We start from the raw sequence: 17,015 nt of genomic DNA on the forward strand, positions 1-17,015 counted from the left end.
AATTACTCCTTTAACAATCTATTTACTAATATATAATATGTTTAGTATCCCAAAATTATTTCAGAATAGAGGAAAATAGATATATTGGTTAATTAGCTTGTATTAAATGTTTTTTTACTTCATCCAAAATTCCATAGGTACCAAGGAATTTTTTCCTTAACTTCCTGTTGGAGTAAAAGAATAGTGTTGAAGAAACGATTTAAATAACATCTTATAAAACTTAGGGGAATATCCTCAAAAGACTTAGATGTTTCAATTGTCTGAGCGACTAACGAGTTATTGAAACTTCTTAGACTTTTGAGGATATTCCCCTTAGATTTATTGATGTTATTTAATGTTTTGAAACACTATTCCTTTACTCAAGTTCAAAGGCTCCCGTATATAGTTGATAGTACTTGCCTTTTTTCTCTATTAAGTCATCATGGCTCCCCCTTTCAATTATACGTCCTTGTTCTAGTACCATTATGACATCAGAGTTTCTAACCGTAGAAAGTCTGTGGGCAATTACAAATACGGTTCTTCCCTGCATAAGTTTATCCATTCCATCTTGAACAATAATTTCTGTCCTTGTATCTATACTAGAAGTTGCTTCATCAAGTATTAAAACTGGTGGATCAGCAATGGCTGCTCTAGCAATAGCAAGTAACTGTCTCTGACCTTGTGATAAACTTCCTCCATCCCCAGAAATCACTGTTTCATATCCCTTTGGTAAATGCCTTATAAATTGATCTGCATTTGCAAGTTTAGCTGCTGAAATAACTTCCTCTTCAGTTGCATCTAATTTTCCATATCTAATATTATCTGAAATCGTGCCAGTAAAAAGATGCGTATCTTGAAGCACTATTCCAAGAGATCTTCTTAAATCGTCAATTTTAATTTTATTAATATTAATGCCATCATATCTTATTTTACCATCTTGAATTTGATAGAAACGATTGATTAAATTTGTAATAGTAGTCTTTCCTGCGCCTGTAGCCCCTACAAAAGCAACTTTTTGCCCCTGCTTTGCATATAGCTTTATATTGTGAAGTATAATTTTTTTATCATTGTAACCAAAGTCAACATCATCAAATACTACTTCACCATTAAGCTTTGTATAAGTAATTGTTCCATCTCCATGTGGATGCTTCCATGCCCATGTTCCAGTGTGCTCCTTAACCTCTGTAATTTCTCCATTTTCATCCTCTTTAGCATTAACTAAGGTTACGTATCCCTCATCCTTTTCTTGTTTTTCATCAAGGATTTTGAATATACGCTCTGCTCCTGCTAATGCCATAATAACAAAGTTAAGCTGTTGAGATACCTGGTTTATCATTTGATTAAAAGTTCTAGTTAGTTGTAAAAAAGACGCAAGTGCACCAAGAGTAAAACCTCCAAAACCTGAAATAGCAATAATAGAACCAAAAATAGAAACAAATACATAGTTAAGATATCCTATGTTACCCATAACAGGCATCAATATATTTGCATACTTATTGGCATTATTAGCGCTATCAAAAAGCGCATCATTTATTTCATCAAATCTAGCCTTTGCTTCTTCTTCATGGCAAAATACTTTTACAACCTTTTGCCCTTCCATCATTTCTTCTATATATCCATTTACTATACCCAAATCCTTTTGTTGAAGTCCAAAGTACTGTCCACTTTTTCCACCAATAAATTTAGTAACTTTTAATATTAAAAGCACAATTAAAATTTGAACAACAGTCAATGGTATACTTAAAAAAATCATTGAAATAAATACACTTATGATAGTTATTGCACATGAAAATGCTTGCGGTAAGCTTTGACTTATCATTTGGCGAAGCGTATCTGTATCATTTGTATAAAGGCTCATCAAATCTCCATGAGGATGTGTATCAAAGAATTTAATAGGAAGCTTTTCCATATGTTCAAACATGTCATCTCTTATTCTTTTAAGTGAGCCCTGCGCAACTATAATCATTATGCGGCTGTATATGTATGTTGATAAAACTCCTATCATATAAACTGTAGCCATGGTTCCTAGTGCTTTTAAAAGTGGTGTAAAATTAACTGATGCTTTATTTAAATATGGTGTTATATATTCATCAATTAAATTTTTTATAAATAGTGTTCCTATAACATTGGCAATAGAGCTTATGATGATAAATATTACGACCAAGAAAAGCAAGAATTTATACTTTTTAAATACATAGTCTAGTAGCCTCTTTAATGTCTTCATAGGATTCTTGCTGCCTTTTCCATGCATTCTATTCATTCTAGGCATTATCATCATCTCCCTTCACTTGAGATTCATATACTTGACGATATATATCATTTGAAGCTAACAATTCTTCATGGGTTCCAAATCCATTTATTTGTCCATCATCTAATACAATAATCCTATCCGCTTCCTGAACCGAAGAAATACGCTGTGCAATAATAATTTTTGTTATATCTGGCATTGTCTCCTTAAAGGATTTTCTTATAAGTGCATCAGTCTTTGTATCTACAGCACTGGTTGAATCATCTAGAATCAATATATTAGGCTTTTTAAGAAGTGCTCTTGCAATGCACAGTCTCTGTTTCTGGCCACCAGATACATTGTTTCCTCCTTGTTCAATAAAAGTATCATATTTATCAGGGAAAGTCTGTATAAATTCATCTGCTTGAGCCTCTCTGCAGGCTTCAACAAGTTCTTCATCTGTTGCTTCTTTGTTTCCCCATCTCAAATTTTCCTTTATTGTTCCAGAGAATAATACATTCTTTTGAAGTACCATTGAAACCTTATTTCTAAGAGTTTCTAAATCATAATCTCTAACATCAATTCCCGAAACTTTTACTGCTCCTTTTGTTACATCATATAATCTTGGTATAAGCTGAACAAGAGTTGATTTTGCACTACCAGTTCCACCTATAATGCCTATAAACTCACCAGATTTAATGCTTACATTAATATTTTTTAAGCTTAATTTTTCTAAATCTTTACTGTAACTAAAGCTAACATCGTTAAATTCTATAGAGCCATCCTTCATCTCATAAATAGGGTTGTCTCCATTTGTTAAATCACTTTTTTCATCTAATACTTCAATAATTCTTTCTACTGATGTTTTTGACATAACTACCATTACAAATACCATTGAAATAACCATAAGACTAATCATTATATTTGTTGTATATGTAAATAAACTCATTAGTTCTCCAGTAGTCATGGATTTTGCCACTATCATTTTTGCTCCAAGCCAAGATAAAAGTATGGTACATGCGTAAACCGTAAACTGCATTAAAGGACCATTAAGCACTATTATTTTTTCAGCCTTTACAAAGTAATTATATAAAACTTTAGAGGCCCCATGAAACTTAGCTATTTCGTGCTCTTCTCTTACATATGCCTTTACAACACGAATTCCCGTTAAGTTTTCCTGAACGCTAGCATTTAAATTATCATATTTTTTAAAGACCTGCATAAATATAGGGTGCACTCCTGTCATAATAAAATATAATAGTACACCAAGAAAAATTATTGCACCCAAAAATACAAGGGCTAATTTTGAATTGATATAAAAAGACATAACCATAGCTGAAATCAGCATAAATGGTGCTCTTACAAACATTCTTATTATCATCTGATAAGCATTTTGAACATTTGTTACATCTGTAGTTAATCTCGTTATTAATCCTGCTGTTGAGAACTTGTCTATATTAACGAAAGAGTAGTTTTGTATATTATAATACATCGCCCTTCTCAAATTTCTAGCAAAACCAGTAGATGCTCTAGCTGCAAATTTACCAGATAATATGCCAAAAGATAATGATAAGAATGATGCCAAAAGCATTATTATTCCCACAATACAAACATACTTAATGTTTCCCTTTCCGACTCCTTTATCTATAATCATTGACATTAGCAGCGGAATAAGTATTTCCATTATTACTTCTAAGGCAACAAATACAGGTGTTATAAGCGAGTCTTTCTTAAATTCTCCTACGTAATTTATTAGTTTTTTTATCATACATTTCCTCCTTTTGTTAGATTTCTAACTAATACTTTGAAAAATGACAACTACTCATCAACCTTTTTTGATAATCTACGGATCAAATTTATAAATGTATCTAATTCATCATCTGTAAATTCATCCTTTAAACGGCTCTCCATTTTATCAATAGAGTTATGCACATGCTCTTGAATTTCTAATCCCTTTTCCATAAGTATTATTTTTTTTAGTCTTGCATCTTCTGAAACATTTACCCTTTTAATTAATTTATTTCTTTCCATCAGTTGAAGCACACTTGTAACAGAGGAGCGTCTAATATTAAATTCTGCTTCTATATCTTTTTGAAAAATATCTCTGCTTTTAGATTGATTATACACAAAACCAATTATTCTTCCCTGTATAGATGTCACCCCATATTGTGCAGTATCTTTGTCAATTGTTCTCTTAAGCTTATGAGCAAGAACAAGTATTTCTTTGCCTATACGTATTTCCTTATCCACTTTTACCTCCACATTGTTTTGTTAGACTTCTAACCAATTATAATTTTAATTAAAATATTTGTCAATGCATATAGATTAATAAAACAGTGGATAGTATTGTGTAAAAGCAAAGCTATCCACTGATCTTAATAATGATTAAATTATTCAACTACTCTTTGAGATTTATCTACAGTTTCTGTGAGCTGGTCTATAGGTTGATCATATGGTTTAGCCCAACCTTTATTTATGCTTAATTCAGTAAGTGCTGAATGACCAGCAATTATCTCAGAAAGACTTGATGAATAAAGTGCTCTTAATTCTGGAGTAGCACTCATCATTGTTGCATTCAAATATGCATCTGCCGCACCTTTCGCTGACGCAAGCATATTTGCAGCTATAACCTCATCATTTATATCTGTAGTACTTCTAACTATATTATCTAAAATACTTGGCATATATTTTCCCTCCTTTTACTATTTTACAACACTATTTTCGTTAATAAATTGCTGTAATCCCTTAACTCTACCTTCTGCAGCTAATATACCTGCTTCTGCTTGTTTTTTTAATTCTTCATCATTTATAAGTGGATGCATTGTTCTTGAAACAGCTAAACCGTCGCTTTCAAGTTTTAATATTCCTGCTAAAGAAATTACTTCTCCTTCTGAAAGCTTTCTCATATCTATCACACTCCATTCTATTCCTTAAATATTTTTTTCTAAGCTAGTATGTGCAATTTATATTTATCTTAAACATTATCAAGCATAATATTTATTTATCGCTTTTTAGAAATACTACTATTTGTGGTTAAAAGAAAACGTATGTGTATGAAGACTATATTAGAAAGAATGGCAGAAATGGATAAACTGAATGATTAAATTATGCAGCATTAAACTTATGAAAATAATTCTTTTAATAAAGCGGATATTCTTTAATTTTTTAGAATACCCGCTTTTTAGTATGCTTTAAAAAATAATATACCCTTGCACTTCCTTTATCTTGAGGGTCAAAACCCCATACCATTGATTCAAGTTCGTAGAAAAAATATTATTACATTAATTTCCATGCCCATATTATTTTAATCTTTGCCATTCTCATACTTATGCTTAACCTTTGGCTTTTTCTTTGCTTTCTTTTGCAGCTTATTCTGTTTTTCTTCTGCTTTCTTTACTTCTTCTGCTTTCTTTATTTCTTCCACATTCTTCTCCAATTGCTTCTTAGGCTGGTCATTAACATTTTGTTCCTGATTATTTTGTTCTTCCTCTAATTTAGGTTCAACCTTCTTTAATTCCTCTTTAGGTTCAGTTTTTACAGATGTTTTAGGAGCATCAGGAATTCCAACCTTCTTCTCGTTAGATTGCTTTTTTAAAAGTGCTGCTAAAAAAACAGATAAAATTATTATACAAACAAGTGCTGCTATCATAATTAATTTAAATCTTTTATTATACTTTTTATTTTTTATAACAACTGTTTTAACACTTTTAGTACAAGATCTATTAGAATGTCCCAATATTGTTTTAGTATATTGCTTATTATCTACAAGATTATTAAATTCAGAAATAATCGCCTTTACACTGCTATAACGATTTTCAGGCCTTGCAGCTAAGGACCTTTTAATAATTTCAACCAATCCTTTAGCTGTATGCTCAGGATAGCTTTTCTGAGACATAGGATCTATAGGAACACTTATAGATTTTCCTGTTAACATAAAGAACATAGTAGCACCCAGAGAATAAATATCCGTCTTCACATTGGACTGATTATTCATAAACTGTTCCGGTGCCATGTATCCTCTAGAACCTAAAATCACAGTATCTCCTTTCTGGTTTTCTTTATAAACTCGTGCTATTCCAAAATCTATTAGCACCACCTTGTTGTCTGAGGTCAGCATTACATTAGACGGCTTTAAATCCCTGTATACAATGGGTGGCTTAAAGCTGTGCAAATAGTCCAATATGCCGCACAACTGAAGGGATATATCCACCACCAACTCTGAAGACAGTGGACCATTAATATCTATATACTCCTTTAAATTTCTTCCCTCGATATAATCTTCCACAATATATAAATTATCATCTTCATAAAATATATCAACAATTCTTACAATCCCCGTATGATTTAATTTCTTTAGAATATTAGGCTCAGTAAGAAAATCCACTTTATTTTTCAGCTCACTATTTACTTCCTTAACTGCCCAAAGATTGCCAAGCCTATTATTCCTGCAGAGATACACCGTTCCCATACCACCCTGCCCCAAAATCTTTATTACCTCATATTTTCTTTCTAATATTTGTCCTTGATTTAGCATGTTTTCACCACCAACTTAAAAACTCATTAGCCAATTACTATTCTCTTTTCGCTTATTTGTTTATTATTCCGTATAATATCCCATAAATTAATACGCAATACAAACCTTGTTTAAGGGGGTACATTAACATACTTATCTATAAAAACAGTATAAATATAAAATTTATATAACACATCAAAATTCTAACTTCTATTTTTTATAATTAATTAAAGAAGCATCACTGATTAATCAAACAAATGATATTTTCCAATATAAACCACACATAATATGCACTAGTTTAGTCAATGCTATTTAACATTGGAGGTGATACCATGTTAAACAACAACAACAATAATAACAATAATAATAATAACAACAAAAACAACAACAATAACAACAATAATAACAACAATCAAAACAATAATAACAACAAAAATAACAATGATAACAACAAAAATAACTAACTCAATTCCAAATGTTTTATAGGGGCATTTTTCTGCTCCTATAGAAAATAAGAAGTAAGCAGCTTAACTGCTTATCTTCTCTTTTACTTAAAATCAATTGTAAAAATAAAATTTTTGTATAGATGTATAATATAACATTATATTGAACATAATATTATCGTAATACAAATTATGATGTTCCGTGATAGCTCAACGGTGGAGCGCTCGGCTGTTAACCGATAGGTTGAAGGTTCGAATCCTTTTCGCGGAGCCATTTTTTTATTTTCAAGAATTGTTTTTATTAAAGCAATAAGTTATATTATCATTGTATGGTAAGTTAACTTACACTTAATACACTGCACTCCAAAATAAACTTTTACCATTCACTCTTTAATAGTCTTCCATTCTATTAAAACAACTTATACAAGTAACATCAAAAACTCTTTTGTAAATATTCCGCATAAACGAATATAAATTCCATATCACTATGCATCATTGTCACATTAACTTTTACGTATAAAAATATCTCGGTTAAAAAAACTATTATATATATTTAAAATACATATGAAGGAGCCTTAGTAAGATGAATGATGAAATAGTATATAGTATTGCAGCCTCTACTAATATAAATAGCAATGAAATTTCAAAGTATCCTATACCTGAAATTAACGAGCTTGATATTAATCTAAGTCAGCTCCACAGAAATTATAAGATTATTCGAAATCTATTAAAGCCAAATACAAAATTTATGGCTGTGCTGAAAGGAAATGCCTACGGACATGGCTTAATCCCTATTGCACGTGAACTAGAAAATTGTAAATGTGATGCTTTTGGCTTGGTTAGACTTATAGAAGCCTATACTTTAAGAAACGCTGGCATAAAAACTCCCATTTTAATGCTATCGCCAATTGCTCCCTACCAAGTTTCCTGGATAATTACATATAATATAACGCCAATGGTTGACAATTATAAAATTGTCCATTACTTAGAAGAGCATGCTTCTAATAAAAACAAAATTATAAATGTAGATATTAAAATAAACACCGGTCTTAACAGATATGGTATTGGCAGTGATAAGGCAATAGCATTTATTAAACAGCTCCATAACGAATGTCCCCATATAAATATAGAAGGAATATATACACATCTTCAAGACCCTGATTCCAACGCTGAAATGACACATAAACAAATCAAATGCTTTGATAGTTTAATTACTAATTTAGAAAAAGAAAACTTAAGGCCTAAAATAGCTCATATTGACAATTCTTCTGGAATACTAAAATATCCCGAAGCACATTATGATATGGTCCGCTGTGGAATTATGCTATATGGATTGGAACATAAAGAAGGACAAATAACTTTGCCTCAAGGTATAGCCTCACTTATAACTCTTAAAGCACGTATTCTAAAGCTTTCTACAATTAAAAAAGGTGAAGTTGGTGGCTACGGGAGGAACTTTATAGCCCAAAGAAACACTAAGGCAGCTATAGTTGGAATCGGATTTGGAGATGGTGTGAGCCGTGGTTGGAAGGAAGTTTTAATAGCTGGGCATAAAGTTCCTATTGTTAATTATTTTATGGATGGCATTATGGTAGATATAACAGATTTGAAGGAACCTGTAAGTGAATTTGACGAAGCGGTAATTATAGGAAGTCAGGGTAAGGAGCAAATAACCTGGGAAGATGCTTGTAGACCACTTGGTTCCTATATAGACGAGCAAATTCAGCATATCACAGAAAGAGTACCAAAACATTATTTTTACGAATAGAGTAAATATGTGCAATAATTGTGCATACTAATTTAGAGAAGTTTATTTATAATTACAAGAGAGGAAGGCTATACAATGGGAAATAAGTTAGTAGAAGGTCTATCTGCAATTAACACAAAATCTTTACAAGTTACTCCAGATATATTAATAATGAATTTTACAATTGTTAATGCTTTTTTGGTTGGCACCGCCGAAAACTATATTCTTGTAGATACAGGTCTTGAAAATTCAGCAAAATTTATATTACAATGCATTGAAGATAAGTTTGGCAAAAATAGCAAACCAAAATCAATAGTTCTCACTCATGGACACTTTGACCATGTAGGATCAGTTAAAAAGTTATCCGAATTATGGAATATTCCAGTATATATTCACCAATTAGAAATGCCTTATGTAACAGGCAAAAAAGACTATCCTGTGGGTGATTCTACTGTTGATAAAGGCATAGTTGCAAAATTATCTCCAACTTTCCCACACACAAGTATTGATATAACTACTTATGTAAAAGCGCTGCCTAGTGATGGAAGTGTACCTGAAATGCCTGAATGGAAATGGATTCACACTCCGGGACATACAGATGGTCATATTTCTCTATTCCGAGAAAAAGATGGTGCACTTATTGTTGGGGATGCTTTTTCCACTACAAAACAGGAATCTATACTATCCGTATTATCACACAAAGAACAAATAAGTGGTCCACCAAAGTACTTAACTACAAATTGGAAAGCAGCAAAAAGTTCAGTAAAGCTTCTTAGAGATTTAAAACCATCCTTAGCAATTCCAAGTCATGGTGAGCCCATGAATGGTCAAGAACTTACTAAGCATTTAGATATACTAGTTAATAACTTTGATGAAATTGCTGTACCTGAGCAAGGAGTTTTTGTTACAAAATAATAAAAAGCAAATCATAGTTCACATGAAAAAGTCAGCTACACCTTTAGATGTATAACTGACTTTAAATATTTCATTAGTAAGCTTCTATAATAGTTAATTTTTTATACTATTTTTATCAAAAACTAAAAACTTTTTTTAAGCAATGGTGTTAACTTACCAGAATAATATATGCATAAAACATGAAGTGCCCTTGTGCAAACAGTATAAAGCAGCAGCTTTTCTTCCTCAGAGCTGTAATTCCCATCCCCTACATTATATACAAGCACCACATCAAACTCTAAGCCTTTAGAAAGGTATGACGGAATTACCAATGTATCACTTACATATTCATCATCCTCCTTTATGATTAACTTAACATTAATCTTGTCTTGTAAAACCTTATATACCTCCTCAGCTTCTTTTACGGTTCTTGTTATAACACCGATTGATTTATAACCTTTCTTCTTATATATTTCTATATCTTTAAGAATTCTTTCTTTTATATCTTCCTTATCTATAAAGCCAAGAATTAAAGGTTCAGTACCACTTCTTTCTACGCATCCGTCTGAAATTTCCTTATTAAGCAGCCTTCTTGAAAACCTAGTAATCTCCATTGTTGATCTGTAGCTTTTGGTTAAATTTATTATACAAGTATTATCTTTTGAAAATGTATTTGATATATTACTATAATCTCCTACATTCATAAACGGATTTATAGATTGATGTAAATCTCCTAGTATAGTAAAGTTAGCAGCTTTAAAAAGCTGATGAAATATCTCATATTGTAAAGGTGTGTAATCCTGAGCTTCATCAATAATAACATATTTGATTTCTGATGTTTTTTGAAGATCTCCAAGGGCAACCTTTAAATATAAAAGCGGCAGCTGATCCTCATAATTAAGTCTTCGAACCTTTAAATTTTCCAAAGTATAGCTTTTTATTTCATCAATTTCTGTGTTATTGTATTTATTATTTGTATAAAAAAGCTCAAGTTTCTGAAAAAGTTTTTTATAAATATCTAACAAATCAAATTCCGTTATCCTATTAATTTCATAATAAATATTTTTCATTTGCTCATTTACAATAATCGTACTTCGTTTCATAATTTCCACTTCATCTATATAAGTATCCCCAGCCTTAAGCTCACTTTCGATTTCTTCTATAAGCTGTTTTTCATAAGGCTCTAATAGAAATAAAATTCTCCCCCGAATTTTTTCAAGTCTTCTTTTCAGTGGCAGGCGTTTGTAGTCTTTAAAAAATAATTCTCCTATGTCCTTTGAAGAAATTATCAAATTGCCTTTGAAAATTATATCAGTAAATTTTCTATCCTGTTTTTCTAAATAAGATACATATTGTTTTAATATATATAGAAATTCCACAGAAGCTTTAAATTTTATATTGCTTATTCTCTTTTGATAAGAAGCTTTTTTCTTAGAAGCAAGAATATATTCCATCATCTCGCAATAGTTTTCCTTTATAAACTCATTGCCTAAAGCAATATCCATATATTCCTTAAATGTGGTTTGGTACATATTATCTTCTCCAAGCTGCGGCAGCACATTAGAAATATAATCATTAAAAATATTATTTGGAGAGAATATTACTATATTTTGAGGCTTTATCTTATCTCGATGTTTATATAAGAGATACGCAATTCTATGAAGAGCAATAGAAGTCTTTCCACTTCCAGCAGGACCTTGAACAATCAAATTTTTGTACTCCTCATTACGAATTACTTTATTCTGCTCTTTTTGAATAGTTGTTACTATTGTCTTCATCTTACTATCTGTGCTTTTACTCAAAATATCCTGAAGCATTTCATCATCTATCTTAAGATTGCTATCAAACATATACTCAAGTTTACCATTATTAATTTTATATTGTCTTTTAAGTGTAAGCTTTCCTTCTACAATTCCTTCTGGACACTCATAGCCTGCTTCACCAATTTCACAATCATAAAACATACTAGAAACTGGTGAACGCCAGTCATATATGAGGATATCGTAATCATCATTAATAAGATTTCCCATTCCAATATAGAACTTTTCTTCTCTCTCATCCCCATTTTCAAAGAAATCAATTCTTCCAAAGTAAGGTGATAAAAGCATTCTCTTATATTTCTCCTCAAGTTTTCTAGTAAACTCATGGTTTCTTTTCTCTATTTTCATTGTATTGATATACTGCATAAAATCTACAATTTCCTGAAGTCCATTGCTCACGGAAACAGGCCCTACCTCCTGCCAAAGCTCTCTCTGCGTTTCAATACCGTCCTTTTTAAACTTTTCTTTAAAATCACGTTTTTCATTATACTGTTTTTGAACTTCTTTAAGCACCTCCTGCAGCCATGCATTTTCATGCTTCCATTGAGCATCGTTTCTCTCCATAATATCCCCCCATTTTCATAAATAATGAAATATTTTTCGCGGTGCTATTGACATCATCGCAGCAACAGTGTATAATTTAATTATGGAATTATATCATTATTTATCGTAAATGATACTGATTTAGTGTATCATTTTTATTTTATTTTGTCAATATAAAGACATTTGTCAGTGGACAAGTGTCTTTTTGTGTTAATGTATAACTTAGCTATTTTTAAATAAACTCTTATCACCTTTTCCCACATTATGGCATTTTCTTTAAATAAAATATCTATTTAAAACAAAAATAGCCTAAACACTGCTGTTTAAGCTATCTTATTAACCATGCTGTATTTAACTTTCAGTTTGTATATCATTTCTATATTCTAAAATATCACCCGGCTGGCAATTCAAAGCCTTGCATATTGCCTCCAAAGTTGAAAACCTAATAGCCTTTGCCTTTCCATTCTTTAGTATTGAGAGGTTTGCCATGGTTATTCCAACCTTCTCTGTAAGTTCTGTTACACTCATTTTCCTTTTAGCCAGCATAACATCAATATTAATTATAATTGCCACTTTTATTACCTTCCTGCATTTCTCAAACAGTTAAATCATTTTCTGATTTTATTTCTATAGCTTCTTTTAAAAGTCTTTGAAGAACAGCAACAAAGACCGCAATTACCATTGAAGCAAAGATAGGTACCATTCCGATTATTATGAGCCCCGGAGCATCATCTTTCTCTGCTACGAGATAAACAAATGGCATAATTATTACATACAAAGTACAAATCGTAACTGCACAGTGCTTTATATTTTTTAAGGACTTTACAGATAACCCAGAGAAAGCTTTATTTTTGTCAATATAGCTCAAAAGTTTTAAAGCCTGATACAGCGCAATTAAAAACGGTACAACTGATACAGATATAACCAATAAAATAGGATATAGTATAGTAGCATAATGTGGATTTACTGGATTATTTACTAGCCAAATCAATCCAAATACGCACAGAGTAAGAACCGGAACTCCAATAAAAATAACAGCTAACTTTAAAAAAATTGTTGAATATTGTTTCATAAAAAACCTCCTGCATTCCTTATACTGTGCCTAAAGATTATTAATCCTTATGCATCGCTTTTAAATTCTATAAATAGGATAGCACAGTTTTTATCGTTTATCAATAAAAACTTATTGTTTTTTATTATATATTTATTGTTGATTAATTGAAAGAACTCAATAGTAACACAAGATGCCATTTTGTAAATTGAAAAGCAATCTTTGTAACTGACAAGTGAATATTTGTAAACGAAACGCCACTTTTGTATTCGAAATGCATGTTTTGTAAATGAGATGCAGTTTTTGTAACTAAAATGCAGTTTGATTTTTCACATTTATTGAAGTATTATATTAAAAATAAGCATGCTAAATGGAGGTTGACTCCCTCTCGATTTTTTTGTAATCGGAGAATCCACCCCTTAATTTCTTAGATAAATTAGTGGTTGGCGGCACGCATTTTTATTATTTTTTTAGAAGAGTAGGCTTTAACATGATGTCGCTGGTGGCAACTGGTTCACATCCACGTTTATGCAAGACTTCTTCTCCGTGATAAAAGCTGAATGTTTCGTATGGACTTCGATTATTCAGCTTTTTTCTTTTGTATGAATTAATATGATTCATCATTAGATTGATATCTTCCTGGGTAAGTTCATTAAAACTTGTTCCTTTCGGAAGTACTCTTCGTATTAATTCATGATTTACTTCAATAGCCCCTTTTTGATAAGGGCTACCTGCATCACAGTAAAAAACATTAGTACGCCAAAATGGTGGAGATTCCCGATATTCTATTGCTTTAGGATTGGAGAACTCACTCCCATTATCCGTAAGGATAACAGGAAAAAATCTACTAAAAGTGTCTTTTGCCAGTAATTTATCAAGTTGATTAAAAACATCAATTACAGACTTTGAGGTGTTGGCATCTCTTAAGAATGCCAACATTAAACTACAATCTACGAAGTGAATGGTCGATAGGCATTTACCACCTTTGATACCAATCACTGAATCCATTTGTACCACTGCAGTATCGGGATTCTTTTCAATAAACGTACAGAAAGCTTCATAGTTGCGACCAATGCGGCAACCTTTATCTACTTTAAATTCAGGCTTCTTATAACGCTCACGAAACTTGATTCTCCTTGGAAGGTCAATGTTCCTGACATCAAAAAGACATGCATCGATGTAATTATAAATAGTCTTTTCACTACACATAAGTTCATCTTGATGATTAATGTAAATCTGATTTACAGACTGACCATTTTGAACAAGTGGCGAAATAATCTTATTCAATCTGGCGGTGCAAACTTCTTCAATAAACTCTAGACAGTTTGAATTACAAGAAGTGCAAAGCTTACAGTAGATAGCCGATTTTCTAGTGCATTGTTTATCACAGACCTTCTTATTTCTACAGTTAATGCGACTTTTACAAGCATTGAATGGAAATCCAGGGTAACCTGTAGCAATTTCGGAACTATACTTTCGAACTTCTCTAGAAATGGTAGTTGGATTTTTTTCTAGCCTGCGGCTAATTTCTTTAAAAGAAAGACTATCTTTTAAGTATTTTTGCAATTCAAGTCTTTCTTCATAAGTAAAAAATTTAGACATATATATCCTCCGTTCTACCGCCAACAAATATAGGATATATAAAATAAAATTAATGAGCAAATAAAAAGACTGGTAATTAACCAATCTTTTGTAACCTAGGATACAACCACCTAGTGGATAAATATTTATTATTATTAATACAACCTAGTTGATGTCGAAAGGGTTGCAATTCGATTTACAATTAAGGTATGCTTTATTAACTAGCATATATACAAGAAGTGTATAAAAAAAGGTATTAAAAATGATATATTTTATTAGTTAACAAGTTTTAACATTTCGCTTATATATTTTTTTATTTGATGAACTATTATAAAAAAGCAGTTGCCTAGATTTTAAATTGTTGAACCATAAAATTAAGTTTCTCAGCAAGCTCAGCTTGACTTTGTGCTGATTTAGCAACTTCGTGGATAGCTATATTTGTTTCATCTATACTAGCTGATATCTCTTCAGAATTTGATGCTGACTCTTCAGCAGTATTGGATACATTTTGAATAGCTATATTTACTTGTTCTATAGTTTCTGACATCTGATTTGCTGCATATGCTATTCCTGAAGCTATATCACTAATAAATTCTGAATCTTTTTCATATTGTAAGCCAGTTTCAGAAAGTAGTATATAACTTGGTTTAACGTTGCTCAGCATGAATTCCAACATATCATGACTGCTTTGAGTAAGGTTATTAAATGCACTTTGCACCTGAACTACCATACTCTGAATGTTTAAAACTGCTTGTGAGGACTGCTCAGCAAGTTTTCTTACTTCATCTGCAACTACTGCAAATCCCTTACCTTGCTCTCCAGCTCTTGCTGCTTCTATAGCCGCATTTAAAGCAAGAAGGTTTGTTTGCTCAGCAATACTTGCAATAGAATCAGCCATATCCTTTACCTCTTCAACAACTTTTCCTTGTTCAATCGCCTTAGTTATATTGGCATGTTGTTTTTCATATATAGAATTACTTACACTTATTTCTTTTTCTGCTTTATTCTTAATACTTATAGCTCGGCTATTTATTTCCTTTGATGACTCTTTAGCACTGTCCGCCTTTTCTGAAAGGTTCATTGTTGTCAAGCCAATTTCCTCTGCTGATGCAGAAACCTCTTCAGTAGTTGCACTCAAATCTTGAGTTCCTTTTGCTATTCGATCCACAGATTCAGCCACTGCTTCCATCTTGGATGAAATTTCCTCTGTTGTAGCAGATAATTCTTCACTTGTTGCACTCAAATCACTAGAACTATTTATTATCTCTGAAATTAACATTCTAATTTTATCTCCAGCTAAATTCAATGATCTTGCAAGATCTCCAATTTCATCTTTAGTATCTAACTGTATTTTATTTGTTAAATCACCATTACCAATTGTCTGTGCAAAAATCCCTACCTTTTTTAATCCATTTGAAATAAATAGAGATATTACTCCTCCAAGTATGATTGCAATAAAAAATCCTAAGGTAGTTACTATAATTATTGTATATAATGAAGTTTTAAAAATAGCACTGTTTTCATTGTATGCCTCGTCAGCTTGCTTGGTATTTATATCAATTAACTTATCCAAGTCAGAAAATAATTGTTTTCTAGCTTTTGTTACATTATCAAAGTTCTCATCAGCAGCCTTATAGTTATTTTCCTTTGCATATTTAATCACGACACCACGAATTGTGCTATATGTTTCAAAATCCTTTTTAAACTGTGAGAAAGTTGATTTTTCTTCCTTTGATACCAATGATTTTTCATACTCTTGTACTGATTTCATACTCGAGTTGGTTAAAGTATTAATATCATTAATAATTGAATCACTCTGACCATCTTTCCTTTGATATACAAGTTTCAGCAAATCGGAACGTATATTAGCAAGGTCCTGCTTAATAGAAGCTAAGTTTTTTATAGATGCTAAGTTATTATCATGCATATCCATTGCATTAGAATTAATTTTGTTTAGATTGACTATCCCAACAGCTCCAGCAACCCCAATAAATAATGCTACTAATATAAAACTGGAAATAAGTTTCTGTTTTGTTTTCAAATTCGTAAACCATTTCATCATTTTAAAGCCCCCCTCTGGTAAATATTTATTGTTATCATTATATAATACGTTTCAGTATATTTCTACATTTTTCGATTTAAAAATACTTTTTTCAAGATACTCATAATATATATGGAAGTTAAATCAAAAAGTTTAATGCAATAATAAAATGTTAT

At 31.3% G+C, this 17,015-nt stretch carries 14 protein-coding genes and 1 tRNA gene; 4 read left to right on the top strand and 11 right to left on the bottom strand.

Annotated features, from left to right (window positions below; translation table 11 throughout):
* Window positions 1-355: 355 nt before the first annotated feature.
* The 6 genes from ACJDT4_RS17165 to ACJDT4_RS17190 all read right to left on the bottom strand — a co-directional run bounded on the left by ACJDT4_RS17165 (window position 356) and on the right by ACJDT4_RS17190 (window position 6,740).
* Window positions 356-2,248, bottom strand: a complete 1,893-nt coding sequence (locus tag ACJDT4_RS17165) for an ABC transporter ATP-binding protein (RefSeq protein ID WP_406788805.1) — start codon at window positions 2,246-2,248, stop codon at window positions 356-358.
* Window positions 2,241-3,974 (bottom strand): ABC transporter ATP-binding protein, encoded by a 1,734-nt coding sequence (locus tag ACJDT4_RS17170; protein WP_406788806.1) that lies wholly within the window; start codon window positions 3,972-3,974, stop codon window positions 2,241-2,243. Before ACJDT4_RS17170 ends, ACJDT4_RS17165 begins: the two co-directional genes overlap by 8 nt.
* A gap of 50 nt (window positions 3,975-4,024) precedes the next feature.
* The gene (locus tag ACJDT4_RS17175; RefSeq protein WP_406788807.1) at window positions 4,025-4,456 is read right to left on the bottom strand and encodes a MarR family winged helix-turn-helix transcriptional regulator; all 432 of its coding nucleotides are present in this window, start codon (window positions 4,454-4,456) and stop codon (window positions 4,025-4,027) included.
* Between the two features lie 140 nt (window positions 4,457-4,596).
* Entirely contained in the window at window positions 4,597-4,890 is a 294-nt protein-coding gene (locus ACJDT4_RS17180) for a spore coat protein (protein WP_406788808.1), read from the bottom strand.
* A gap of 18 nt (window positions 4,891-4,908) precedes the next feature.
* Window positions 4,909-5,112, bottom strand: coding sequence for a hypothetical protein (locus ACJDT4_RS17185; RefSeq protein ID WP_406788809.1), 204 nt, complete (start codon window positions 5,110-5,112; stop codon window positions 4,909-4,911).
* A 398-nt stretch (window positions 5,113-5,510) separates the two neighbouring features.
* Window positions 5,511-6,740, bottom strand: a complete 1,230-nt coding sequence (locus ACJDT4_RS17190; protein ID WP_406788810.1) for a serine/threonine-protein kinase — start codon at window positions 6,738-6,740, stop codon at window positions 5,511-5,513.
* Window positions 6,741-7,051: 311 nt separating this feature from the next.
* Between ACJDT4_RS17190 and ACJDT4_RS17195 the strand changes: the two genes are divergently transcribed.
* The 4 genes from ACJDT4_RS17195 (at window position 7,052) to ACJDT4_RS17210 (ending at window position 9,824) form a co-directional block, all read left to right on the top strand.
* Window positions 7,052-7,183 carry a hypothetical protein gene (locus tag ACJDT4_RS17195; protein WP_406788811.1) on the top strand — a complete coding sequence of 44 codons (132 nt, stop codon included), beginning with the start codon at window positions 7,052-7,054 and terminating at the stop codon, window positions 7,181-7,183.
* A gap of 178 nt (window positions 7,184-7,361) precedes the next feature.
* A tRNA-Asn gene (locus ACJDT4_RS17200) sits at window positions 7,362-7,436 on the top strand.
* Window positions 7,437-7,745: 309 nt separating this feature from the next.
* Window positions 7,746-8,930, top strand: a complete 1,185-nt coding sequence (gene alr / locus ACJDT4_RS17205; protein WP_406788812.1) for an alanine racemase — start codon at window positions 7,746-7,748, stop codon at window positions 8,928-8,930.
* Window positions 8,931-9,005: 75 nt separating this feature from the next.
* Window positions 9,006-9,824, top strand: coding sequence for an MBL fold metallo-hydrolase (locus ACJDT4_RS17210; protein ID WP_406788813.1), 819 nt, complete (start codon window positions 9,006-9,008; stop codon window positions 9,822-9,824).
* Window positions 9,825-9,946: 122 nt separating this feature from the next.
* On the opposite strand, the gene helD is transcribed toward ACJDT4_RS17210, so the two are convergent.
* The 5 genes from helD to ACJDT4_RS17235 form a co-directional block, all read right to left on the bottom strand.
* Window positions 9,947-12,187 carry an RNA polymerase recycling motor HelD gene (helD, locus tag ACJDT4_RS17215; protein WP_406788814.1) on the bottom strand — a complete coding sequence of 747 codons (2,241 nt, stop codon included), beginning with the start codon at window positions 12,185-12,187 and terminating at the stop codon, window positions 9,947-9,949.
* A 330-nt stretch (window positions 12,188-12,517) separates the two neighbouring features.
* The gene (locus tag ACJDT4_RS17220) at window positions 12,518-12,739 is read right to left on the bottom strand and encodes a helix-turn-helix domain-containing protein (RefSeq protein WP_406788815.1); all 222 of its coding nucleotides are present in this window, start codon (window positions 12,737-12,739) and stop codon (window positions 12,518-12,520) included.
* A gap of 22 nt (window positions 12,740-12,761) precedes the next feature.
* Window positions 12,762-13,238, bottom strand: coding sequence for a DUF2975 domain-containing protein (locus tag ACJDT4_RS17225; RefSeq protein WP_406788816.1), 477 nt, complete (start codon window positions 13,236-13,238; stop codon window positions 12,762-12,764).
* A 441-nt stretch (window positions 13,239-13,679) separates the two neighbouring features.
* Window positions 13,680-14,819 (bottom strand): IS30 family transposase, encoded by a 1,140-nt coding sequence (locus ACJDT4_RS17230; protein WP_406788817.1) that lies wholly within the window; start codon window positions 14,817-14,819, stop codon window positions 13,680-13,682.
* Window positions 14,820-15,144: 325 nt separating this feature from the next.
* Window positions 15,145-16,857, bottom strand: a complete 1,713-nt coding sequence (locus ACJDT4_RS17235) for a methyl-accepting chemotaxis protein (protein WP_406788896.1) — start codon at window positions 16,855-16,857, stop codon at window positions 15,145-15,147.
* Window positions 16,858-17,015: the final 158 nt, after the last annotated feature.

Source organism: Clostridium neuense (assembly GCF_045310695.1).
In the GTDB taxonomy this organism is placed as follows: Bacteria; Bacillota; Clostridia; order Clostridiales; family Clostridiaceae; genus Clostridium_S; species Clostridium_S neuense.